The organism is Cellulosimicrobium sp. PMB13, from assembly GCF_051294865.1.
Taxonomy (GTDB): Bacteria; Actinomycetota; Actinomycetes; order Actinomycetales; family Cellulomonadaceae; genus Cellulosimicrobium.
On record NZ_CP145910.1, the window covers coordinates 2,645,057 to 2,666,364 of the forward strand.

Consider the following 21,308-nt stretch of genomic DNA (forward strand, 5'->3'; position numbering starts at 1 on the left):
ACTCTCCGCTGAGTGGGACGGTCAGGGTGGGACGGCGTGCCACTTTACTCCGTACTCGCGGTACTGCGTTCCATCGTCCTGGTCGCACGCGCGTGCGCTGCCAGGTGGGCCGCCGTCGGGTCGGGGCGAGTCACGGGCGGACCTAGGATCGGGGGGTGACGACGAACCCCGAGCAGCCGGCGCCGTCGGGCGCGCACGAGATCCCCCCGGAGATCCTCACGCTGCGCGCCAGCATCGACAACATCGACGCCGCGCTCATGCACCTGCTCGCCGAGCGCTTCAAGTTCACCCGGCGCGTCGGCGAGCTCAAGGCCGCGGGGGGACTGCCTCCCGCCGACCCCAGCCGGGACCGGCAGCAGATCGAGCGGCTCACCGGCATCGCGTCGGCGGCCGGTCTCGATCCGGATTTCGCCGAGGCGTTCCGCGAGTTCATCGTCCACGAGGTCATCCGTCACCACGAGCACATCGCCGCGGAGCACGCCGCCGCGGGGGGCTCCGTGCCCGTCCTCGACACGTACTCCTGAGCGCCGCCCGGTCGGCGGGTGCGCGGTGGCGCGGCCTGCCGATGTGACGGACCCTGGTGGGGACCGAGGGCGGGCCGCCACGGTCCGTGACGAGGCCCGCCCGTCTGCCGACGGACGTCATGAGGTGTTCGCATGAAGATCGATTGGCTCAAGCCTCTCCTCGGCCACCCGGGCCCCTTCGCGACGGTGTACATCGACGCGACGCGGGCGAACGAGGCCGGAGACCGCGAGGTCGAGAACCGCTGGAAGGGCGTACGGCGCCAGCTGCGTCAGGAGGGCGCCCCCGACGCCGTGCTCGACGACCTCGAGGAGGTGGTGCTCCGGCCGACGCGGGTCGCGGGCACGCACGGGCGCGTGCTGATCGCGGACGACACGGGAGTGCTCGTCGACCGGGTCGTGAAGGACCCGCCGGCGCTCACCAAGGGCTCGTGGGGCCCCGTCCCGGCGCTCCTCCAGGCGGCTCGCGCCGCGGACGAGTCCGTCGACTACGTGCGGGTCGTCGTCGATCGTCAGGGTGCGGACCTCACGTGGTCGGTCGCCGGCGGCCACCTGCCCTACGGCGACGCCGAGTCGGTCGAGGGCGGGCACGACGTCATCAACAAGGTCAGCACCGGCGGGCTCTCGCAGAAGCGCATCGAGTCGCGTGCGGAGGACTCCTGGGAGCGCAACGCGGAAGCCGTCGCCGCGGAGATCGAGCGCCAGGCGGCGGAGTACCGACCGGAGCTCGTGCTGCTGACGGGCGACGTGCGGGCCGTCCCCCTCGTGCGCGGCGCGCTCGGCCGGACGACGGCGGAGCTCGTCGTCGAGGTACCGGGCGGAGGCCGCGGTCCGGGCATCAACGAGGCCGCGTTCGAGGCGAACGTCGCCGACGCGCTCGACAGCTTCCGTGAGCGGCGACGGGAGAAGGTCCTCGCCGAGTTCCGTCAGGAGCAGGGACGCGAGTCCGGCGCGGTGACGTCCGTCGAGGACGTCGTGGCGGTGCTCTCGCGGGGCCAGGTCAAGGAGCTCGTCCTGGCGGACGAGTACGGCCAGGACACCGCGCTCGACGGCCGGTCGCTCTGGATCGGACCGAGCCCGCTGCACATCGCGGCGTCCAAGGAGGCGATCGAGGACCTCGGCGTCACCGAGGGGTTCGAGAAGCTGCCCGCGACCGTCGCGCTCGTGCGCGCGGCCATCGGGCAGGACGCCGGCCTGACGTTCGCCCCCGAGGGCAGCGTCGAGCTCATCGAGGGCGTCGGGGCGACGCTGCGATGGACGGACGAGGGCACGCCGCGCGAGGTCGCAGCGACGATGTCCGGGGACGACTCGCGGCTGCGCGGCGAGATCATCTGACGGGATTCGTGGCCGCGCCTCGTGTGCTGGGCGGGACGACGACGGGCCCCGACCTTCGCGGTCGGGGCCCGTCGTGCTTCGGTCAGGTCGTGCTGCGTCAGGCCTTCTTGCGGGCCTCGGGCTCGCCGAGCTCCGAGGAGACGACGACGATCCCGCCCTGGACGGCCGGGTCGCCCTGGCCCTCGGTCGCCTCGACGAGGTCGAGCATGCCGGTGACGCGCCCGCCGTTGCGGACGTCGACCACCGCCGCCTCCACGCCGGCGAGCGAGGCGCCGGGGACCGCGACGGTCGCGGCGAGGATCGGCGTGCGCATCGACACCTTGGCCTCGGACTTGACCTTGCGCAGGGCGGCGAGCGCGTGCCCTGCGGCGGCGAGCACGGCCGGGTCGGCATCGCCGGAGGCCGAGCGCGCGACGTCGGGCGTGGGCCACGGCGCGCGGTGGATCGAGCCCTCCGACGCGCGCCACCACGACCAGACCTCCTCGGTCGCGAACGGCACGAACGGCGCGAAGAGGCGCAGGAGCGTGTCGAGCGCGATGGCGAGCGCGACGCGCGCGGACCGGGTCTCGGGCGACACCTCCGACGCGGCGGCTCCGGCACCGTAGGCGCGGTCCTTGACGAGCTCGAGGTAGTCGTCGCAGAACGTCCAGAAGAACGTCTCCGTGGTCTCGAGCGCGCGCGTGTGGTCGTACGCCTCGAACGCCTCGGTCGCCTTCTCGACGACGGACGCGAGACCCGCGAGCATCGCGCGGTCGAGCGTCTCGGTGACGAGCGCGGGGTCGAGGACGATCTCTCCCGTCCCGGTCTCCGCGTCGACACCGAACGACAGCGCGAACTTCGACGCGTTGAGGATCTTGATCGCGAGGCGACGACCGATCTTCATCTGGCCGACCTCGAACGCGGCGTCCGTGCCGAGGCGCGCCGACGCCGCCCAGTAGCGCACCGCGTCCGAGCCGTGCTCCTCGAGCAGGCTCATCGGCGTCACGACGTTGCCCTTGGACTTCGACATCTTCTTGCGGTCGGGGTCGAGGATCCAGCCCGAGATCGCAGCGTTCTTCCACGGCAGCGAGTCGAACTCGAGGTGCGAGCGCACGACCGTGGAGAAGAGCCACGTGCGGATGATGTCCTGGCCCTGGGGGCGCAGGTCCATGGGGAAGACGCGCTCGAACAGGTCGGGGTCCACCTCCCAGCCGCCCGCGATCTGCGGCGTGAGCGAGGACGTCGCCCACGTGTCCATGATGTCGTTCTCGCCGACGAAGCCGCCCGGCTTCCCGCGCTGGTCCTCGGTGTACCCGGCGGGCACGTCGGACGACGGGTCGACCGGGAGGACCTCCTCCGACGGGACGATCGGGTGGTCGTGGTCGACGTCGCCGGACTCGAGCACGGGGTACCACAGCGGGATCGACACGCCGAAGAAGCGCTGGCGCGAGACGAGCCAGTCGCCGTTGAGACCGCCGACCCAGTTCTCGTAGCGCACCCGCATGAAGTCGGGGTGGAACCCGAGCTCCTTGCCGCGCTGCAGCAGCTCGCCACGCAGGTCGCGGCGCGTCCCGTCCGCGGCGGTCCAGTCGCGGCCGCCGTTGCGGATGTACCACTGTCGCGACGTGACGATCTCGAGCGGCTTCTCGCCCCGCTCGTAGAAGTTGGCCATGCGCTTGGTCGGGACGGGCTCGCCGACGAGGTCTCCGGAGTCCCGCAGGGCGTCGACGACGACCTGGCGCGCCGAGAACGTCGTCTTCCCGGCCATCTCGGCGAAGAGCCCCTGACCGGAGTGCGACGTGACCCACTCGGGGGTCTCGCGCACGACGCGCCCGTCGCGCTGGATGATCGAGCGCGTCGGCAGCTGCAGCTCGCGCCACCACTGCACGTCCGTCAGGTCGCCGAACGTGCAGCACATCGCGATGCCCGCGCCCTTGTCGGGCTCCGCGGCCGGGTGCGCGAGGACGGGGAGCTCGACGTCGAAGAGCGGCGAGCGCACGGTCGTGCCGAACAGGTGCTGGTAGCGCTCGTCGTCCGGGTGCGCGATGAGCGCGACGCACGCCGCGAGCAGCTCGGGACGCGTGGTCTCGATGTGCACGACCTCGCCCGTGTCCGCGCCGTCGGCGGTGCGGTGGAAGGCGACCTTGTGGAAGTGGCCCGGGTACTCGCGCGCCTCGAGCTCGGCCTGCGCGACCGCCGTCTGGAACGTCACGTCCCACAGTCCCGGCGCCTGCGCCTGGTAGGCCTCGCCGCGTGCGAGGTTGCGCAGGAACGCGCGCTGGGCGGCAGTCCGCGACCGCGCGTCGATCGTCTGGTAGGTCTGCGCCCAGTCGACGGACAGGCCGAGGCGGCGCCAGACCGCCTCGAACTGCTTCTCGTCCTCGACGGTGAGGCGCTCGCACAGCTCGATGAAGTTGCGTCGGCTGACGGGCACGTCCGGAGTCTTCGACGACTTGCCCTCGCCGCCCTCCTGCGGGGGCACGAAGCCCTCGACGTAGGGCAGCGTCGGGTCGCACCGCACGCCGTAGTAGTTCTGCACGCGGCGCTCGGTGGGCAGGCCGTTGTCGTCCCAGCCCATCGGGTAGAAGACCTCGAGACCACGCATGCGCTGGTAGCGGGCGACGACGTCGGTGTGCGTGTACGAGAAGACGTGGCCCACGTGCAGCGACCCGGACGCCGTGGGCGGCGGGGTGTCGATCGAGTAGATCTGCTCGCGAGTCTTCGTCCGGTCGAACGCGTACGTGCCCTGCTCGGCCCAGCGGGCGCCGTGCGTGTCCTCGAGGCCGTCCAGGCTCACGCGGTCGGGTACTCCCGTGACCACCGCGCGGACGACGTCGCCGGCTACCTGACCGGCGGTGGGGGTCGTTGCTGCAGCGGGGTCTGCCGCGCCTACGTGCGCGTTCGTCGGGAAGTCGCTCATGGTCGCCCATTCTCCCAGATCCCCGGGTGCTCACGGACGGCGTCTCGCCGCATGGCCGCGAGGCTGTGGGTGGGCTCGGCGGCAGGTCGACGCGCCGGTCGCGCGCCGGTCGACGCGCCGGTCGACGCGCCGGTCGACGCGCCGGTCAGGCGCGGTCGAGCAGCGCTGCGACGACGAGGGCGACGACGGCGACGAGCGGCGGGAGGAGGACGGTCCACGACGGGCCGCGGCGACGCAGGCGCCCGCTCGCTGCCACCGGAGTCGCCGGTCGTCCGTCTGGCGGCCCCGGCTGCCTGCGCAGGGCCGCGTGCGCGCCGCCCAGCTGTGCGGAGAGCCACCCGGCCGTCCGCAGGACCCACTCCCACGTCGCGGGGTCCAGGGTGACGAGCGGCTGCCTGCTGTAGAGGAACAGCCGGTCGTCGACCACCTCCACCGACACGGGGACGGGGGCCTCCACGATGCCGCCGAGGACGTCGGGGGAGAGCACGGCCCGCGCCTCGTCCTGGGCGCCGTCGAGGCACGAGACGCGCACACGCCCGCCGAGCTCGCCGTCGAGCTCGAGCTCCTGCGAGCGGTCGAGCGCGTGCGGGGTCGGGGCGCCCCGCGAACCGTCGGTGCGTCGCGTCTCGACCACCAGGTGGGGCAGCGCCCGGTCGAGCGTGACCATCGCGTACCACCACACGTGGATCTCGACGGCCTTCCCGCGCTGCTCCTGGTAGCTGTACGCGGCGACCTCCACGGGCCGGGCGCCGCGCGTGCGCACGACGTCCCGTGCCGTGCGCGGTCGCCCGACGCCGAAGAGCATGCCGGGGCGATCGGGAGCCTCGATCGACGGCTCGAAGTCGAAGCCGTTGGCGGCCGCGAAGCGGCTGAGCCGGTACGTCTGCTCGCCGGCCTGCACCGAGCCCCGCCGCACCGCCACGACGACCAGGCACAGGGTCACGACCGCGGCGGGCACCGCGAGCCAGGGCACGACGGCGAGCGGGGTGTCGACGCCGAGCGCGTGCAGCCCCAGGGCGACGAGGGCCAGGACGACGGCGATCGCGGCCGCCACGACGGCGAGCGCCAGCGCGCCGAGGATCGTCCCGACGACTGCGCCGAGCACGACGCGGCCGGGCGACCGGGGACCGTGGACCGTCCGCGAGCGCTGGTACGCCCGCACCGCCGCACGGTCGACGGGCTCGACGAGCGCGCGCCCGTCCAGCGGAGGGACGCTCCCAGGCGAGGTCGGCACGGTCACGACGCGAGGCTAGCGTCCGCGATGACCGCGCAGGTGGAGCGGGCATAGGCTCGTGGCCATGTCCTCAGACCTCACCGTCGGCTACGCCGCCATGCTGGAGCAGTTCCACCCGACCGAGGCCGTCGAGCTCTCGGCGTACGCGGAGGAGCACGGCTTCTCCGGCACGATGGCGGCCGACCACTTCCAGCCCTGGGTCCCGGCTCAGGGGCAGTCGTCGTTCGTGTGGAACGTCCTGACCGCGCTCGGCGAGCGCACGTCCGGCGACCTCGGCCCGGGCGTCACCGCTCCGACGTTCCGCTGGCACCCGGCGATGGTCGCGCAGGCCTCGGCGACGCTCGCCGCGATGTACCCCGGCCGGCACTGGCTCGGTCTCGGTTCCGGAGAGGCGCTCAACGAGCACGTCGTCGCGGGCTACTGGCCCGAGGCGCCCGAGCGCATCAACCGCATGTTCGAGGCGATCGACGTCATCAAGAAGCTCTTCACCGCCTCGCTCGCGGGCAAGGACGTCAAGCACTCCGGGCAGTTCTACAAGATGGAGTCCACGCGGCTGTGGACCATGCCCGAGGTCCCGCCGGAGATCCTCGTCGCGACCGCCGGCCCGGTGACCGCCAAGCGCGCGGGGCGCCACGCCGACGGCCTCATCACGGTCGGGGCGCCGCTCGAGAAGATCTCCATGCTGTTCGGCAAGTTCGACGACGGCGTGCGCGAGTCCGGTCGCGACCCGCAGGCCATGCCCAAGGTCCTCCAGCTCCACCTCTCCTGGGCGCAGACGGACGAGGAGGCGCTCGCCAACGCGATGCACGAGTGGCCCAACGGCGGCATGAAGTTCCCGAAGGCCGACATCCGCTCGCCGCACGACTTCGAGCAGATGGCCAAGCTCGTGCGCCCCGAGGACTTCGAGGGGCGCATGGTCATCTCGGCGGACCCGGACGAGCACCGGGCCTACATCCAGAAGTTCGTCGACCTCGGGTTCGACCGTATCTACCTCCACAACGTGGGTCGCAACCAGCGCGAGTGGATCGAGACGTTCGGCCGCGACGTCCTGCCGAAGCTCTCGCGGTGACCGGGACCGTGCCCGACGGCGCGTCGCCGGGCGGTACGACGGCGCGCGTGGCCGTGTGGGCGCCGTCCGGCCTGGGGGAGGTGCAGCCCGGAGACGACCTCGCGGCGCTCGTCGGCGACCTGCTCGCCCGGGACGTGCCCGCGGGCGAGGACCCGCTCGTGGAGGGCGACGTCGTCGTCGTGACGAGCAAGATCGTGTCGAAGGCGGAGGGGCGCGTCGTGGCCGCCACCGACCGCGAGCAGGCGATCACCGACGAGACGGTGCGGGTCGTCGCGACGCGCGAGCGCCCCGGCCTGCCGCCGCTGCGGATCGTCGAGAACCGCCTGGGGCTCGTCATGGCGGCCGCCGGTGTCGACGCGTCCAACACGCCCGACGGCACCGTCCTGCTCCTGCCGCTCGACCCGGACGCCTCCGCCCGCGCGCTGCGGGCGGTGCTGCGCGACCGGTTCGGCGTCGAGCGCCTGGGCGTCGTCGTGACCGACACGATGGGACGCGCGTGGCGCGACGGACTCGTCGACGTCGCGATCGGCGCGGCGGGGGTCGCGCTCGTCGACGACCTGCGGGGCGGCGTCGACACCCACGGCCGCCCGCTGTCCGTGACCGTGACGGCGGTCGCCGACGAGATCGCGTCGGCGAGCGAGCTCGTGCGCGGCAAGGCCGACGGGCGGCCCGTCGCTGTCGTCCGGGGGCTCGGCACGCACGTCACCGCCGACGACGGGCCGGGCGCCCGGGTGCTCGTGCGACCGTCCGTGGACGACCTGTTCCGTGAGGGCAGCGCCGAGGCGCACGCGCGGGGACGCGAGGACGGGTATGCCGAGGGCTACCGCGAGGGATTCGCCGAGGGGTTCCGCGAGGGGTCGGGAACCGCGTCCGTGGGGGACGATCGGCTCCTCCGGTAAGGGCTGGCCGAGGCCGCCCGTCCACGCCTAGCCTGCTCGGATGCTGCCTGCCACCTGGATCGAGCACCGCCGACCCGACGACCGCGAGCCCGTCGGGTGGATCCGCCCGGAGGGCGACGAGTGGGTCGCGGTCTCCCTGCTCGGGCGTGACCTCACGGGCCCCGTCGACTGGCTCGCCGCCGAGGAGGCGCTCGAGGAGACGGGGCTGTCCTGGCTCGCCGACGTCTGGACGCTCGAGCGGGACGGCGGCGAGCCGCTGCGCGTGCGTCTCGTCGAGGTGACGCCGGACGGGGTCGTGGTCCAGACCGACGACTTCGGCGCGATCGACGTCCCCGTCGTCCGGTACGACCTGCCGTGGCCCGCCCCGGACGCGCTGCGGCCGCGACGCGCCGGGGACCCCGACGGCTGGGCGCCGGTCACGGGCTGACGCGGCCGTCGACGTCGGTGCGCAGCCCGACGAGACGGGCGCTGTCGTCCCAGAGACGTCGTGACAGCTCCTCGTCGCGCGCCGCCTCCGACGGGTACGGCCACGTGAGCCGCCCGCGCCGCAGCGCCGCGTACGAGCGCCCCGGCGGCGGGGCGACGTGCCGGAGCGCCAGCGCGGACAGGGCGAGCCCGGCGGCGTCCCGGGTGTTGAGGGCCGGGTCGAACCACCGGAGCGGCGTGCCGACCGGCGTGCCGAGGACGGCCCACGCCGCCCGCAGCCGCAGAGGCAGGCCCTGGACCAGGCCGGTGCCGAACACCTGGCCCGGATCGAAGGCGACGGCGCGCACCCCGCGGGACCGGAGGTCGTCGACCTCGGACAGCGCCCGCACGGTGAGGACCGTGCACAGCTTCGACGCCGTGTACGCGTGCTGCCCGGCCCGGCGCGGCCGGACGTCGCGACCGGGGTCGCGCTCGGGGAACGCGAGCAGCCGTGCGTCCGCGTGCCGCGGCGGTGCGAGCCCGGCACCGGTGGCTGGGTCGTGCGCGCCGCTCGTGGTGAGCACGACGACGGCGCCGTCGGCGAGCAGCGGCAGCAGGAGGCGGAGCACCAGGTAGTGCGCGAGGTGGTTCACCGCGAACGTCGTCTCGAAGCCGTCGACGGTCCGCTCCTCGACGCTCGGCCGGATGACGCCAGCGTTGAGCACGAGAGCGTCGATGCGCTCGTCGCCGAGCCTCTCCCGGGTCGCGGCCGCGAACTCGCGGACGGAACCCAGCCGGGCCAGGTCGAGCGGGACGGCCTCGCCCTCTTCTCGCGCCCGGCGTGCGCCCAGGAGCAGCCGGGGGCCGTCCGCCCGCGTGATCCGGTCGGCCGCGACGGCGCCGAACCCCGAGGTTCCCCCCGTCATGACGACCGTCCCCATGGTCTGTCGCCTCCTCCGAGTGTGCGGCGTCCTACGACCCATCGAAGCGTGGCCCGTGCGGGCAGGGCCATGTCGGGGGCGCGCGCCCGCCTGTCCGTGCGTCTACCGTGAGGACGTGGATCCGTTCGCCGACCTCCTGGACGGCGTCCGTGCCCGGACGGCGGCCTTCTGCCAGGCCGTCCTCGAGCCGCCCTGGGCGCTGCGCATCGCCGACGAGGCGCCGCTCGCGCTCGTCACGATCCTGCGCGGGCAGGCGTGGGTGGTGCCCGACGACGGCGAGCCCGTGCAGCTGTGCACGGGCGACGTCGCTCTCGTCAAGGGCCCCGGGCCGTACACGGTCGCCGACGATCCCGCGACGGTCCCCGCGCTCGTCGTCACGCCCCGAGACCGGCTGAGGACGCCGGAGGGCGTCGACGTGACGGACGAGCTCGTGCGCGCGTGGCGCTCCGCCGGGCCCGGGAGCGACGGCACGACCGTCGTCGCGAGCGGCACGTACCGCGTGACGGGTGACGTGACGGCGCGCCTGCTCAGCGCGCTGCCGCCGATCGTCCTGGTCGGCCGCGCCGAGGTCGACGGACCGGTGCCGGACCTGCTGGGCCGTGAGGTCGGCCGCGACCGGCCCGGTCAGCAGGTGCTCCTCGACCGTCTCCTCGACGTCGCGCTCGTCGAGACCCTGCGGGCGTGGTTCGCCCGGCCGGGAGCCGCGGCGCCGGGGTGGTACCGCGCGCAGGGCGACCCGATCGCCGGACCTGCGCTCCGGTCGATGCACGACGACCCGGCACGGCCGTGGACCGTCGCCGACCTGGCCGCGAGCGTCGGCTGCTCCCGTGCGGCCCTCGCACGTCGCTTCACCGCGATCGTGGGCGAGCCCCCGATGACCTACCTCCGCGACTGGCGGATCGCGCTCGCCGCCGACCTGCTGCGCTCGACCGACCTCACGGTCGACGCGATCGCGCGACGGGTCGGCTATGCCAACGCCTTCGCGCTGAGCGTCGCCTTCAAACGGGCGCGCGGGACGTCGCCGTCGCGCCATCGCGCCGGCGAGGCGGCCGTCCCTCCCTCGAGGGATCCGGGAGGCAGCGGCTCGCCCCGTCCGCGGGCTCAGCCTGCGTCGGTCGTGCCCTCGTAGAGACCGACGTGGTTGCCGTCGGCATCGGTGAAGATCGCCCACCACGACGTCGGGCTGATCTCCGAGCGCTCCATGACGACGGTGCCGCCGAGCTCCCGGACCTTGGCGAGGGTGTCGTCGATCGAGTCGACCTCCACGTAGCTGCGCGGCTGCGTGAAGCCCTCCGAGCGCGGGGCGAGCCCGCCGCCGCTGATCTTGTTCGGTGCCTGCCACATCGGGTAGCCCTCGAAGCCCGGGATCTCGGCGATCTGCCAGCCGAACAGCTCGCCGTAGAAGGCCGTCGCCCGAGCGGTGTCGCTCACCGGGATGTCGATGTGGGTGATGTCGCCGTGCGCCACGATGCCTCCAGGGCCGATGTGCAGCGGGCGGGACCGCCCGCCTCCGCCAGGCTAGGGCGTCACGGCGCGGTCGTCACCCCTTCTCGGGGTCCGACGGCGCAGGCCCGGCTCGGTCCGGGGCCGCGTGCTCGGCCGGCACCAGCCCGGGAGGCTCCTCCGTCGTGCCTCCACCGGCCTCGCCCGCCTCGCCGGCCTCGCCGGACTCGACGAGCTCGTCGGGCGCCTCGTCGGTGCGTCGCGGTCGGCCGTCGGGCGGCATGGTCGGGGCGGCGACCGCCGCCACGTCGTCGCCCGAGAGCCAGCGCAACCAGCCGGAGCGGGGGTCGCCCTCGAGCAGCAGCGCGCGGACGAGCAGCGTGAGCGGGATCGCGAGGATCGCGCCGAGCGGGCCGATGACGAACGTCCAGAAGACGACCGACACGAAGCTCAGGGTGAGGCTGAGGTTCACGGCGTCGGCGACGAACTTGGGCTGCACGAGCACCTGGAGGACGACGTTGACCACGCAGTAGACGGCGACCACGGCGAGCGCGAGCTGCCAGCCACCCACGACGAACGCCATGATCGCCGGCGGGACGAGGCCGAGGACGAACCCGATGTTGGGCACGAAGTTCGTGACGAAGGCGAGGATCGCCCAGACGACGGGCGCGGGGACGCCGAGGATCGTCAGCGCGATGCCGTCGATGACCGCGACGACGGCACCGAACGACGCGTTGACGACGAAGTAGCGACGCACGCCGCCGCTGAACCGCGTCGCGCGGTCGACCGGCCCGGCCTGGCTCGCGCCGAATACCTGGGACGCCGTCGAGTACCGCGCGCCGTCGGCCGCCATGAAGATCGCGTACGCGAGCACGAAGAAGAAGGCCGTCGCGATGCCGAGCACGGTGCTGCTCACGCCCCCGGCCAGGGAGAGGAGGCGCGACGGCTCGAGCCACGACGTCGCGGCGTCGGCGACGTCCGTGTCGATCCCGAGGGTGGCGAGCTGGTCGACGAGGTCGCGCATCGCCTGCTGGAGCTGGGGCAGGTACGACTGCACGAGGTCGGCGAACTGGAAGCCCGCGAAGACGAGCATCGCGAGCAGCGCGGCGAGGATGAGGTAGGCGACGACGATCACGGCGGTCGTGGCAGCCCATCGGGGCCACCCGTGCCGCTCGAGGGGGAAACGCACCGGGTGGCAGATGATGACGATCACCGCGGCGAGCAGGATCGGGGCGACCACGTCGTTGGCCGCGTAGAGGCCGGCGAGCACGACGACGCCCGCGGCGAGCGTGAGCAGCGTGCGGGTCGCGGGGGCGAGCGAGGGTCCGGCGGGAGTCGACGTCACGCGCCGACAGTAGCGGGCGTCAGGCCTTCGCGGCCTTCGCCGCGGCCTTCTGCTCCTTCTTGAAGGCCCGGACCTCGGTGAGCGACTCGGCGCTCGTCACGTCGGCGATCGAGCGCCGTGAGCCGTCGTCGCCGTAACTCCCGGCGGCCTCGCGCCACCCGGCCGGCTCGACGCCGCGCTGCTTGCCGAGCAGCGCGAGGAAGATCTTGGCCTTCTGCTCGCCGAACCCCGGGAGCGCGCGGAGCCGGGCGAGGACCTCGGCGCCGGTCGGTGCGCCGTCGGCACCCGGGCGCGTCCAGATCTGCGTGACGTCGCCGTCGTAGTCGTCGACGACCGCGCGTGCGAGCGCCTGGACGCGTGCCGCCATCGACCGGCCGTAGCGGTGGATCGCCGGAGGCGTGGTCGCGAGGGTCACGAACGCGTCCGGGTCGGCGTCGGCGACCGCGTGCGGGTCGATCGACCCGAGGCGGTCGCGGATCTTGCGCGGGCCGGCGAAGGCGTGCTCCATCGGGTACTGCTGGTCGAGCAGCATGCCCACGAGCAGCGCGAACGGGTCGCTCGACAGGAGCGCGTCGGTCTCGGGGTCACCGGTGATCCACAGGTCGCGTGCCATGGTTCCCATCATGGCAGCCTCGTGAGAGGTGGCGCCCCGACGACGACCTGTGAGGAGGTGCGTCCCCACCCGGATCGACGGGCCGCGGACCGGTCCGGGCGGACCTTGACGCCGCCCTTCAGGGCGTTGACACGTCACGCCCGCCGGAGGACCGTGGGAGGGGTACGAAGGAGTACGCCATGCGCCGTCGAGTGCTCGTCTGGATGTCCGTGCTGTCGCTGCTGCTCACCGGAGCGTTGCTCACGGGGACCGTCGTCACGGCCCCCGAAGCGTCAGCTCATCCGTACTGCGGTCAGGTGTGGGGCTCGCTCGCGAAGAGCGCGCCGGGCATGTCCGCCGGCAGGCTGACCGACGTCCGCGCCGGGCGCCACGGATGCTTCGACCGGCTCGTGCTCGATGTCGACCGCCCGCTCACCGGATGGTCGGTGCGCTACGTGAGCCAGGTCGTCATGGACGGCTCGGGGAACGTCGTGCCGGTCCGGGGCGGGGCGCGGCTGGAGGTCGTGGCACGCGTCGGCGTCGTCCCGACCGACGCGTTCTTCGTCGGTCCGGGAGGGACGCTCGTCGACACGTCCGGCTACCGCACGTTCCGGCACGTCGCGTGGGCCGGCAGCTTCGAGGGCGTGACGACGATCGGGCTCGGCGTGCGGGCGCGGCTGCCCTTCCGGGCGTTCGTCCTGGCCGGGCCGGGTGCCGGCTCCCGGCTGGTCGTCGACGTCGGGCACGAGTGGTGCGCGACGGGACACCGGGACTGCTGAGACCCGCAGAGGTCAGCCGAGAGAAGAGGACTGCCTGGCCTCCGGGCCAGGCAGTGCGCGGAGCCGCCCCGTGCGGAAGTCGCTGACACCGGTGCGGCGCAGGACGGCGCTCGTCCAGCCCGGCAGGAGCGCGAGGCCGCTCTCCCCGCTGAGACGGCGGACGTCGTCGACCGCGTAGTCGACGCCGCGTCGCTCGAGCACGAACGACCCGGCGGCGTCGATGTTGCGCACCCAGTCGACGTCGGGACCGTACGTGAGGGCGAAGGCGACGCGCACGTGCCCGCCGTCGCGGTACGCGAACGCGAAGACGGGGGTGCGGTACTCGCGCCCGCTGCGTCGTCCGACGTGGCGCACCACCGCCATCGGCCCGACCCCGGTCGCGACGCGCAGCATCACGGGGTTGAGGAGGCGCTTGTTCGTCCGGGTGACCCAGTGCGGCATCGGCATGCCCCATCGTCGCGCGGCGGGAGGCTGGTGCGCGACCTATCGTGACCGGGTGCCGACCCGACTGCTGCTCCTCAGCGACACGCACGTGCCCGCGCGCGCCCGCGCGCTGCCGGACCAGGTGTGGCGCGCGGTCGACGCCGCGGACGTCGTCGTGCACGCCGGGGACTGGGTGGACGTCGCGCTCCTCGACCAGCTCGAGGAGCGCGCGGCGCGGCTCGTCGGCGTCGCCGGGAACAACGACGGTCCCGCGCTGCACGCCCGGCTCCCGGAGGTGGCGCGGACCACGATCGACGGCCTGCGTGTCGCCGTCGTGCACGAGACGGGCGGCAAGGACGGGCGCGAGCGGCGCGCGGACGCCGCGTACCCGGGCACCGACCTGCTCGTCTTCGGGCACAGCCACATCCCGTGGGACACGGTCTCGCCGGCCGGGATGCGGCTGCTCAACCCCGGCTCGCCGACGGATCGCCGGCGTCAGCCGGTCGGCACGTACCTCACCGCGGTCGTCGACGACGGTGAGCTGCACGACGTCGCGCTCGTGCCGGTCGGGCGGTGAGCCGCCCGGGCGCGGGCGCCCGGGCGGGACCCGCCGGTCGCGGTCCCGTCAGGCCGCGCCCGCGCGCTCGCGGTGGGTCGCGGGGCTCACGCCCCGCACGCGCTTGAACGCCGCGCTGAGCGCGAAGGGCGTGCCGTACCCGACGGCGCGCGCGACCGACGCCAGGGTCGCGTCGTCCGCGAGGAGCAGGTCCGCGGCGAGGTCGAGGCGCCACCCCGTGAGGTAGGTCATGGGCGGTTCGCCCACGAGCTCGGTGAACCGCCGGGAGAACGCGGCGCGCGAGAGCCCGACCTCGCGCGCGAGAGACTCGACCGTCCAGGGGTGCGCCGGGTCGTGGTGGATGAGGCGCAGCGCGGCGCCGACGACGGGGTCGGCGTCGGCGCGGTACCAGCCCGGTGCGTCGGGACCGGAGAGCCACGTCCGCAGGCACGAGATGAGGAGGAGGTCGAGCAGGCGGTCGAGCACGGCCTCCTGGCCGGGCAGGTCCTGCACGACCTCGCGCGCGAGCAGCTCGACGAGGGTCGCGTCGACCTCTCCCCGGCGGAGCACGACACGCTGCGGCAGCACGCGCAGGATGCGGCGGCCCACCTCGCCGTCGAGGGGGTAGGTGCCCGTGATGATGACGGTCTCGCCGTCCGGGTCGTTGCCCCACGAGCGCACGCCGAGCACCGTCATGGGGGAGGGGCCGCCGTCGACGGCGCGGCAGACCTCGGTCGGGCCGATGACGACCTGGGGCGCGGTGGTGGGGGAGTCCGCGACGACGTAGTGGTCGGGGCCGCGGAACAGGACGACGTCACCCTCCGTGACCAGCACGCCCGGGTCGTGAGCGCCCCCGTGCCGTGCCGCGCCGTCGACCGGCCCGACCCAGCCCGAGCCGCGCAGCACCGGCACGATCGTCAGCGGCGCCTCGTCCTCGATGCGCAGGCCCCACGGCGGGCTCAGGTGGCTGCGCAGCAGGAACGCGCCGCGCGCGCGAGGTCCGTCGAGCAGTCCGGCGACCACGTCCATGCCGCCAGCGTACGCACGGCTCTGGCGCCGAGACAGCGACCCGCGGCATGAAGACCTGGTTGAGTGCGGTCGGGGACCGCTGTCTCGTCGGGAGATCGCCATCTCGCGACGACGAGACGATCGCGCATGCGGGTGAGCGTCTCGACCATGGAGCGTCTCGACCGGCGCCGGTTGACTGGCACTCGTCACCGCACGAACCACCGGCAGGAGAACGCCATGAGCTCGACCAGCCCCACCACGACGGTCCGCCCCGAGGACCGCGAGACCGCGTCCCCCGACGCTGCGCCCGGGACGGTCCTCGTCCTCGGTGCGACGGGGAAGTCAGGGCGCCGCGTCGCGGACCGGCTCGACGCGCTCGGACTCCCGGTCCGCCGCGGCTCGCGCAGCGGGACCGGACCGGACCGGTTCGCCTGGGACGACGAGACCACGTGGGAGGCCGCGCTCGACGGCGTGGAGGCCGTGTACGTCGCGTACGCGCCGGACCTCGCGATCCCGGGTGCGCCGGAGACGGTCACGCGGTTCGCCGCCCAGGCACGCTCCGCCGGGGTGCGCCGGCTCGTCCTGCTCTCCGGTCGCGGCGAGGCCGAGGCGCAGCGGGCCGAGACCGCCGTCGCGGAGGTCTTCCCGGCCCGCGTCGTCGTCCGCTGCGCGTTCTTCGACCAGAACTTCAGCGAGAGCTTCCTCCTGGAGCCCGTGCTCGAGGGGACGCTCGCGCTGCCGGTGAGCGACGTCGTCGAGCCGTTCGTCGACCTCGAGGACGTCGCCGAGGTGGCCGTCGCAGCCCTGACCGACGACGCCCACGCCGGACAGGTCTACGAGCTCACCGGGCCGCGCCTGCTCACGTTCGCGGACACCGTCGCCGAGATCGCCGCGGCGAGCGGTCGGGACGTGACCTTCGTGCCGATCTCGATGGAGGAGTTCACCGGGGGGCTGACGGCCGCCGGGCTGCCGGACGACGTCGTCGACCTCATGCGCTACCTGTTCGTCGAGGTGCTCGACGGGCGCGGCGCCCACCTCACCGACGGTGTCCGGCGGGCGCTCGGCCGCGAGCCGCGGGACATCCGCGAGTTCGCGTCGCGCGAGGTCGCCGCCTGGTCCGTCGGGGCGCGCGACGTGGCGGGGGAGCGATGAGCGCGTTCGAGGTCCTGGTGGTCGCCGCCGCGGTCGCGACGGGGCTCGCCGGCGGGGTGCTCTACGCGTTCTCGGCGTTCGTCATGGCCGGGCTGCGGCGGCTCGACCCGGGCGCGGCCGCCGCGGCGATGCGGTCGATCAACGTGACGGCGCTGCGGCCGCCCCTGATGCTCCTGCTCGCGGCGTCGGTGCTGCTGCCCGCAGCCGCGGCGGTCGTCGGCCTGGTGGGCGGCGAGCCCAGCGCGGGGCTGGCGCTCGCGGGTGCGGTCGTCGCGCTCGTCGGGATCCTCGGGATCACGGCCGTCGGGAACGTGCCCCTGAACGAACGCCTCGACGCCGCGGTCGACCCGGCGGCCGAGTGGCTGACCTTCGTCCCCCGGTGGCTCGCGTGGAACCACGCGCGCACCGCGGCGGGCGCGGTCGCGACGGCATTGCTGGCGCTCGCGCTCGTCTGAGGTCGCGTCGTCGGGGCGACAGGTCACCGGCGTGACGCGTCGTCCCGACACCCGGGCGGCCGGGGCTGGAATACCGGCGACCGGGACGGGGTTGCCGCCGACATGAGCCACGTCACACCTGCTGAGAACGGTACGGACGACGACGCCACGATCCGCCGGGTCCTCGAGAGCACCGAGACCTGGGCCGTCGTGGGCCTGTCGAGCAACACGGCCCGTGCGGCGTACGGGGTCGCGCGGGTGCTGCAGCAGCACGGCAAGCGGGTCGTCCCCGTGCACCCGTCGGCCGAGACGGTCCACGGCGAGCAGGGGTACGCGTCGCTCGCTGACATCCCGTTCCCCGTGGACGTCGTGGACGTCTTCGTGCGGTCCGAGCTTGCCGGTGACGTCGCGGACCAGGCCGTCGCGGTCGGTGCGAAGGCCGTGTGGTTCCAGCTCGACGTGATCGACGAGGACGCCGCGCGACGCGTGCGGGACGCCGGCCTCGACATGGTCATGGACCGCTGCCCGGCGATCGAGCTGCCGCGGCTCGGGAGCGCGGCATGAGCGCCGTGATCGACAGCGGGACCGAGCACGGTCGCCGCGCCGCGGCCCGCCTGGCCGACGAGCGGGTCGTCTGGCTCGTCACGGTCGACCCGCACGGCACGCCCCAGCCCACCCCGGTGTGGTTCCTGTGGGGCGCCGGGGGCGACGTCGTCCTGCAGAGCCAGCCGCGCACGGCCAAGCTGCGCAACGTCCGGGCGAACCCCCGGGTCGCCGTGCACCTCAACAGCACGCGGTCGGGCGGTGACGTCGTCGTGCTCACGGGGACGGCGACGGTCGACGACGCCGGCCTGACCCCGGCGGAGCGCGCCGCGTACGACGAGAAGTACGCCGCCGACATCCAGGGCCTCGGCACGACCCCCGACGGCTTCCACGCCGACTACTCCGTCACGGTGCGCATCCGGCCGGAGAGGCTGCGCGGCTTCTGAGGGTCACGACCCCTCGGGTCGGTCCCGCGGCGAGAACGTGAGGACCGGACGTCCCGTGCGGGGGTGCACGAGCACGTCGCACCGCACTCCGTAGACCGGTTCGAGCACGTCGGGCACGAGCACGTCGTGGACGTCCCCGGCGGCGACGACGCGACCGGCGGACAGCAGCACCACGTGGTCGCACGTCTGCGCTGCGAGCGTGAGGTCGTGGAGCGCTGCGAGCACCGTGACGCCGTCGTCGGCGAGGCGTCGCAGCACGCGCATGGCGTCGAGCTGGGCCGCGATGTCGAGGTGGTTGGTCGGCTCGTCGAGCAGGATCAGCGCCGGTTCCTGCGCGAGCGCGCGGGCCATGTGGACGCGCTGGCGCTCGCCGCCGGACAGCGTCGCGACCTCGCGGTCGGCGAACCCGTCCATCCCGACCGTCGCGAGCGCGCTGCGCGCGACCTCGCGGTCGTGCGCGGAGTCGCCCGCGAGCAGCGAGCGGTGGGGGATGCGCCCGAGCAGGACCGCGTCGAGCACGGTCAGCGGCAGCTCGGTCGTCGCGTCCTGCTCGACGAGCGCGAGCACCCGTGCCCGACGGCGCCGCGAGAGCTCCAGGAGGTCGTCGCCCTCGAACCGGACCTGGGTGGGCGCCCGCCCGGTGCCCGGTGCCGACGGAGCCTGGACCCCCGCGAGCACGCGCAGGAGCGTCGACTTGCCGGAGCCGTTCGGCCCGAGCAGGCCGCTCACCGCGCCCGACGGCGCGGTCGCGTCGACGCCGTCGAGGATCAGGCGCCCGTCGACGGACCACGACACCCGGTCCGCGTCGAGGCCGTCCACGTGCCGGCCGACATCCCCGCCACCGGGCTCGTCGACCAGCCTGTCGACCGCCTCGCCGTCTCTCGGCGCGGACCGCGGGGGCGCCGGCGCCGAGGGCGGGGACGGCTGGCCGGGCACTGTCGTGCGGGTCTGCGTCATGCCGTCCTCCTCCCGCGCCACAGGAGCAGTGCGAACACGGGCGCGCCGATCGCGGCCGTGACGATGCCGACGGGCAGCTCGCGCGGCGCGAAGACCGTGCGCGCGAGCGTGTCGGCCCACACGAGGAACGACGCGCCGAACAGGGCGGAGAGGGGCAGGAGCAGCCGGTGCCGGGCCCCGGTGAGGAGGCGGACGGCATGCGGCAGGATCAGGCCGACGAAGCCGATCGAGCCCGACTGCGAGACGAGCGCCCCGGTGAGCAGCGCGACCCCGACGAGCAGGACCCACCGCACGCGCTGGACGTCCACCCCGAGGGCCGACGCCGCGGTGTCGCCGAACGTGAACGCGTCGAGGACCGACCCGGTCGACGCGAGGAGCGTCCCGAGCACGAGCGTCGCGATCCCGGCGACGGCGACCGAGGTCCACGTCGCGCCCGCGACGGAGCCCATGAGCCACGAGAGGATCTCGCGGTAGGAGTCGCCGGTCGCGGACCAGAAGATGACGAAGCTCGTCGCCGCGGCGGCGAGCTGGCTCACGGCGAGCCCGGCGAGGACCGTGCGGCTCGGGGTGAGGGTGCCGACGGCGCCCGCGAGCGCGAGCGTCGCGACGAGCGCGACGACCGCCCCGCCGAACGCGGCGACGGGAAGGAGCACCGTCCAGCCCACGACGAGCACCAGCACGGCCCCGAGGGACGCGCCCGACGACAGCCCGAGCAGGTACGGGTCCGCGAGCGGGTTGCGCGTGAGCGACTGCATGACGACACCGCACACCGCGAGCCCTGCGCCGACGGCCGCTGCGGTGAGCACGCGCGGCAGGCGCAGCTCCCACACCATGCCGTCCTGGAGCGCGCCGAGCGGCTCCAGACCGAGGAGCCCGCCCAGCCCGAGGTGGGACGCGACCGACCGCCACACGTCGCCCACGGCGAGGTCGGCCGGGCCGATCGTCACCGCGACGAGCACGGTGACGACGAGGAGCGCGGCGCTGCCCGGCACCCACCACGCGGCGCCACGACGCGCGGACGTCCGCCCGACCGCGCGAGGCGCGGGGGCGGCGTCGGGCCGGGTGCGCAGCGTCGTCACAGGTCGAGCGCCTCCAGCTGTGCGGCGAGGTCCACGACGGCGTCGACATTGCGGACGCCCGCCTCCGTCGCCGGGAACGGGACGGTCAGGTAGCGGCCCTCGCGGACCGCGGTCATCTCGGCCGTCGCGGCGTTCGACTCGAGGCGCTCGATCTTCGCCTCCGCCGTGTTCCACGCGGCGTCGACGAGCACGAGGACGTCCGGGTCGGCCGAGATGGCCTCCTCCCAGGCGTACGACGTCCACGTGTCCTCGACGTCGGCGGCGACGTTCTCCAGGCCGACGGCGTCCATGATCATCTGCGGTGCGCCGATACCCGCGCCGACGTACGGGATGTCGTCGCCCGACGAGTACCAGAGCGCGGTCAGCCCGCGGTCGTCGGGCGTGACGCCGTCGAGGGTCGCGCGCTGCTCCGCGACGAGGTCCGCGGCCGCGCCCTGGGCGTCGAAGATCTCGCCGACCTCGGTGATCTCGGCGAAGACGTCGTCGAACGTCAGCGGGTCGGGCATGTACGCGGGCGCCTTGCACGCGGCGGGGGAGACGTACGTCGCGACGCCGAGCTGCGCGAGCGTGTCGCGGTCGCCCGCGCCGTCGGCGGTGAGGTTCGACTCCCAGCCCGCGTACACGAGGTCGGGTTCGAGCCCGAGGACCGCCTCGGCGCCGGGCACCTGGTCGGACAGCGGCTCGGCGACGGCGGGCACCTGCGCCGCGGCGTCGGCGAGCGAGTCGGGGACCGGTCCGTCGAGGAACGCCGACGCGACGATGCGGTCGCCCAGGCCGAGCGCGAGCAGCATCTCCGTGGTGCTCGACTTGATCGTGACGACACGCTCGGGCGCCGCGTCGAACGTCACCTCGAACCCGCAGTCGTCGACGGTGAGCGGGTAGCTCGTCGCCGTCGTGCCGTCGGTGGTGCCCGACGGCGCGGCGTCGCCCTCCGCGGTCGGGTCGCCCCCGCTGGTGGTCCCCGACGAGCATGCCGCCAGCAGGACGGCGAGCCCGGCGGCGCCCAGGGACGACGCGGCAGCGGCACCGCGACGACCGCGGCGGGGACGGAGGACGGGGGACGAGGGGTGGCGTGACGGCACGGATGCTTCTCCGGGGACGAGGCGGGCCCGAGCCGCACCACGACTGTCCCAGGGGACGCCGGTGCCGGCTCGGTACGGTGCTCGACGCGCCATCTCGCGTCCTGCGGACCCGCGACCCAGGACGGGGTCGCTCCGGCGAGCCAGATCAGCGGCTCGCGGTCCACCG

23 protein-coding genes are annotated in these 21,308 nt (G+C 74.2%); 12 read left to right on the top strand and 11 right to left on the bottom strand.

Annotation, left to right across the window (positions count from 1 at the left end):
- The first annotated feature begins 155 nt into the window (after positions 1 to 155).
- Both V5D56_RS11850 and V5D56_RS11855 read left to right on the top strand, forming a co-directional pair.
- Positions 156 to 524, top strand: a complete 369-nt coding sequence (locus V5D56_RS11850; RefSeq protein WP_435735536.1) for a chorismate mutase — start codon at positions 156 to 158, stop codon at positions 522 to 524.
- Positions 525 to 656: 132 nt separating this feature from the next.
- Complete coding sequence (locus V5D56_RS11855; RefSeq protein WP_435735537.1) at positions 657 to 1,856, top strand: Vms1/Ankzf1 family peptidyl-tRNA hydrolase; 1,200 nt, start codon at positions 657 to 659, stop codon at positions 1,854 to 1,856.
- A 97-nt stretch (positions 1,857 to 1,953) separates the two neighbouring features.
- Here the strand turns inward: V5D56_RS11855 and valS are convergent, their stop codons facing one another.
- On the bottom strand, positions 1,954 to 4,755 hold the full coding sequence (gene valS, locus V5D56_RS11860) for a valine--tRNA ligase (RefSeq protein ID WP_435735538.1): 2,802 nt from the start codon (positions 4,753 to 4,755) through the stop codon (positions 1,954 to 1,956).
- 145 nt (positions 4,756 to 4,900) lie between these two features.
- Complete coding sequence (locus V5D56_RS11865) at positions 4,901 to 5,995, bottom strand: hypothetical protein (RefSeq protein ID WP_435735539.1); 1,095 nt, start codon at positions 5,993 to 5,995, stop codon at positions 4,901 to 4,903.
- Between the two features lie 58 nt (positions 5,996 to 6,053).
- Between V5D56_RS11865 and V5D56_RS11870 the strand changes: the two genes are divergently transcribed.
- The 3 genes from V5D56_RS11870 to V5D56_RS11880 are packed head-to-tail and all read left to right on the top strand — an operon-like array spanning position 6,054 to position 8,384.
- Complete coding sequence (locus V5D56_RS11870; protein WP_435735540.1) at positions 6,054 to 7,058, top strand: TIGR03557 family F420-dependent LLM class oxidoreductase; 1,005 nt, start codon at positions 6,054 to 6,056, stop codon at positions 7,056 to 7,058.
- Positions 7,055 to 7,957 carry a coenzyme F420-0:L-glutamate ligase gene (cofE, locus tag V5D56_RS11875; RefSeq protein ID WP_435735541.1) on the top strand — a complete coding sequence of 301 codons (903 nt, stop codon included), beginning with the start codon at positions 7,055 to 7,057 and terminating at the stop codon, positions 7,955 to 7,957. The genes V5D56_RS11870 and cofE overlap by 4 nt, the downstream gene beginning before the upstream one ends.
- Positions 7,958 to 7,997: 40 nt before the next feature.
- Positions 7,998 to 8,384 carry a hypothetical protein gene (locus V5D56_RS11880; protein WP_435735542.1) on the top strand — a complete coding sequence of 129 codons (387 nt, stop codon included), beginning with the start codon at positions 7,998 to 8,000 and terminating at the stop codon, positions 8,382 to 8,384.
- Here the strand turns inward: V5D56_RS11880 and V5D56_RS11885 are convergent.
- Complete coding sequence (locus V5D56_RS11885) at positions 8,374 to 9,288, bottom strand: SDR family NAD(P)-dependent oxidoreductase (protein WP_435735543.1); 915 nt, start codon at positions 9,286 to 9,288, stop codon at positions 8,374 to 8,376. The genes V5D56_RS11880 and V5D56_RS11885 overlap by 11 nt on opposite strands.
- Before the next feature lie 130 nt (positions 9,289 to 9,418).
- Here V5D56_RS11885 and V5D56_RS11890 point away from each other — a divergent pair, with 130 nt between their 5' ends.
- Positions 9,419 to 10,432, top strand: coding sequence for an AraC family transcriptional regulator (locus tag V5D56_RS11890; RefSeq protein WP_435735544.1), 1,014 nt, complete (start codon positions 9,419 to 9,421; stop codon positions 10,430 to 10,432).
- Here the strand turns inward: V5D56_RS11890 and V5D56_RS11895 are convergent.
- From V5D56_RS11895 to V5D56_RS11905, 3 genes are all read right to left on the bottom strand, one after another.
- A complete protein-coding gene (locus V5D56_RS11895; RefSeq protein ID WP_435735545.1) occupies positions 10,405 to 10,770 on the bottom strand; it encodes a VOC family protein in 366 nt (121 codons plus the stop codon). The two genes, V5D56_RS11890 and V5D56_RS11895, sit on opposite strands and share 28 nt — an antisense overlap.
- A gap of 73 nt (positions 10,771 to 10,843) precedes the next feature.
- Entirely contained in the window at positions 10,844 to 12,091 is a 1,248-nt protein-coding gene (locus V5D56_RS11900) for an AI-2E family transporter (RefSeq protein ID WP_435735546.1), read from the bottom strand.
- Positions 12,092 to 12,110: 19 nt separating this feature from the next.
- The gene (locus V5D56_RS11905; protein ID WP_435735547.1) at positions 12,111 to 12,704 is read right to left on the bottom strand and encodes an HhH-GPD-type base excision DNA repair protein; all 594 of its coding nucleotides are present in this window, start codon (positions 12,702 to 12,704) and stop codon (positions 12,111 to 12,113) included.
- A gap of 179 nt (positions 12,705 to 12,883) precedes the next feature.
- On the opposite strand from V5D56_RS11905, the gene V5D56_RS11910 reads away from it, so the two are divergent.
- Positions 12,884 to 13,462 carry an AMIN-like domain-containing (lipo)protein gene (locus V5D56_RS11910; protein ID WP_435735548.1) on the top strand — a complete coding sequence of 193 codons (579 nt, stop codon included), beginning with the start codon at positions 12,884 to 12,886 and terminating at the stop codon, positions 13,460 to 13,462.
- A gap of 12 nt (positions 13,463 to 13,474) precedes the next feature.
- Here V5D56_RS11910 and V5D56_RS11915 read toward each other — a convergent pair whose 3' ends face one another.
- Positions 13,475 to 13,909, bottom strand: a complete 435-nt coding sequence (locus V5D56_RS11915) for a nitroreductase family deazaflavin-dependent oxidoreductase (RefSeq protein ID WP_435735549.1) — start codon at positions 13,907 to 13,909, stop codon at positions 13,475 to 13,477.
- A gap of 49 nt (positions 13,910 to 13,958) precedes the next feature.
- Here V5D56_RS11915 and V5D56_RS11920 point away from each other — a divergent pair, with 49 nt between their 5' ends.
- Positions 13,959 to 14,462 carry a metallophosphoesterase family protein gene (locus tag V5D56_RS11920; protein WP_435735550.1) on the top strand — a complete coding sequence of 168 codons (504 nt, stop codon included), beginning with the start codon at positions 13,959 to 13,961 and terminating at the stop codon, positions 14,460 to 14,462.
- 48 nt (positions 14,463 to 14,510) lie between these two features.
- Here V5D56_RS11920 and V5D56_RS11925 read toward each other — a convergent pair whose 3' ends face one another.
- Positions 14,511 to 15,470, bottom strand: coding sequence for an AraC family transcriptional regulator (locus tag V5D56_RS11925; protein WP_435735551.1), 960 nt, complete (start codon positions 15,468 to 15,470; stop codon positions 14,511 to 14,513).
- A 216-nt stretch (positions 15,471 to 15,686) separates the two neighbouring features.
- Here V5D56_RS11925 and V5D56_RS11930 point away from each other — a divergent pair, with 216 nt between their 5' ends.
- The 4 genes from V5D56_RS11930 to V5D56_RS11945 all read left to right on the top strand — a co-directional run bounded on the left by V5D56_RS11930 (position 15,687) and on the right by V5D56_RS11945 (position 18,024).
- Positions 15,687 to 16,601: an NmrA family transcriptional regulator gene (locus tag V5D56_RS11930; protein WP_435735552.1), complete on the top strand. Its 915-nt coding sequence runs from the start codon at positions 15,687 to 15,689 to the stop codon at positions 16,599 to 16,601.
- Positions 16,598 to 17,056 carry an anthrone oxygenase family protein gene (locus V5D56_RS11935; protein WP_435735553.1) on the top strand — a complete coding sequence of 153 codons (459 nt, stop codon included), beginning with the start codon at positions 16,598 to 16,600 and terminating at the stop codon, positions 17,054 to 17,056. The genes V5D56_RS11930 and V5D56_RS11935 overlap by 4 nt, the downstream gene beginning before the upstream one ends.
- 102 nt (positions 17,057 to 17,158) lie before the next feature.
- Complete coding sequence (locus tag V5D56_RS11940) at positions 17,159 to 17,599, top strand: CoA-binding protein (RefSeq protein ID WP_435735554.1); 441 nt, start codon at positions 17,159 to 17,161, stop codon at positions 17,597 to 17,599.
- Complete coding sequence (locus V5D56_RS11945) at positions 17,596 to 18,024, top strand: TIGR03667 family PPOX class F420-dependent oxidoreductase (protein WP_435735555.1); 429 nt, start codon at positions 17,596 to 17,598, stop codon at positions 18,022 to 18,024. The genes V5D56_RS11940 and V5D56_RS11945 overlap by 4 nt, the downstream gene beginning before the upstream one ends.
- Positions 18,025 to 18,027: 3 nt before the next feature.
- Here the strand turns inward: V5D56_RS11945 and V5D56_RS11950 are convergent, their stop codons facing one another.
- From V5D56_RS11950 to V5D56_RS11960, 3 genes are read right to left on the bottom strand one after another with little or no spacing between them, the layout of a single operon-like run.
- On the bottom strand, positions 18,028 to 18,981 hold the full coding sequence (locus V5D56_RS11950) for a putative F420-0 ABC transporter ATP-binding protein (RefSeq protein ID WP_435735556.1): 954 nt from the start codon (positions 18,979 to 18,981) through the stop codon (positions 18,028 to 18,030).
- Positions 18,978 to 20,051, bottom strand: coding sequence for a putative F420-0 ABC transporter permease subunit (locus V5D56_RS11955; RefSeq protein WP_435739015.1), 1,074 nt, complete (start codon positions 20,049 to 20,051; stop codon positions 18,978 to 18,980). Before V5D56_RS11955 ends, V5D56_RS11950 begins: the two co-directional genes overlap by 4 nt.
- Before the next feature lie 5 nt (positions 20,052 to 20,056).
- Positions 20,057 to 21,142 carry a putative F420-0 ABC transporter substrate-binding protein gene (locus V5D56_RS11960; protein WP_435735557.1) on the bottom strand — a complete coding sequence of 362 codons (1,086 nt, stop codon included), beginning with the start codon at positions 21,140 to 21,142 and terminating at the stop codon, positions 20,057 to 20,059.
- Between the last annotated feature and the right edge of the window lie 166 nt (positions 21,143 to 21,308).

Bases quoted from the DNA above. Each gene is read 5' to 3' on its own strand.
- V5D56_RS11855 (WP_435735537.1), top strand. From the start codon at position 657: ATGAAGATCGATTGGCTCAAGCCTCTCCTCGGCCACCCGGGCCCCTTC.
- valS (WP_435735538.1), bottom strand. From the start codon at position 4,755: ATGAGCGACTTCCCGACGAACGCGCACGTAGGCGCGGCAGACCCCGCT.
- V5D56_RS11870 (WP_435735540.1), top strand. From the start codon at position 6,054: ATGTCCTCAGACCTCACCGTCGGCTACGCCGCCATGCTGGAGCAGTTC.
- V5D56_RS11880 (WP_435735542.1), top strand. From the start codon at position 7,998: ATGCTGCCTGCCACCTGGATCGAGCACCGCCGACCCGACGACCGCGAG.
- V5D56_RS11885 (WP_435735543.1), bottom strand. From the start codon at position 9,288: ATGACGGGGGGAACCTCGGGGTTCGGCGCCGTCGCGGCCGACCGGATC.
- V5D56_RS11905 (WP_435735547.1), bottom strand. From the start codon at position 12,704: ATGGCACGCGACCTGTGGATCACCGGTGACCCCGAGACCGACGCGCTC.
- V5D56_RS11910 (WP_435735548.1), top strand. From the start codon at position 12,884: ATGCGCCGTCGAGTGCTCGTCTGGATGTCCGTGCTGTCGCTGCTGCTC.
- V5D56_RS11915 (WP_435735549.1), bottom strand. From the start codon at position 13,909: ATGCCGATGCCGCACTGGGTCACCCGGACGAACAAGCGCCTCCTCAAC.
- V5D56_RS11925 (WP_435735551.1), bottom strand. From the start codon at position 15,470: ATGGACGTGGTCGCCGGACTGCTCGACGGACCTCGCGCGCGCGGCGCG.
- V5D56_RS11930 (WP_435735552.1), top strand. From the start codon at position 15,687: ATGAGCTCGACCAGCCCCACCACGACGGTCCGCCCCGAGGACCGCGAG.
- V5D56_RS11935 (WP_435735553.1), top strand. From the start codon at position 16,598: ATGAGCGCGTTCGAGGTCCTGGTGGTCGCCGCCGCGGTCGCGACGGGG.
- V5D56_RS11940 (WP_435735554.1), top strand. From the start codon at position 17,159: ATGAGCCACGTCACACCTGCTGAGAACGGTACGGACGACGACGCCACG.
- V5D56_RS11945 (WP_435735555.1), top strand. From the start codon at position 17,596: ATGAGCGCCGTGATCGACAGCGGGACCGAGCACGGTCGCCGCGCCGCG.
- V5D56_RS11950 (WP_435735556.1), bottom strand. From the start codon at position 18,981: ATGACGCAGACCCGCACGACAGTGCCCGGCCAGCCGTCCCCGCCCTCG.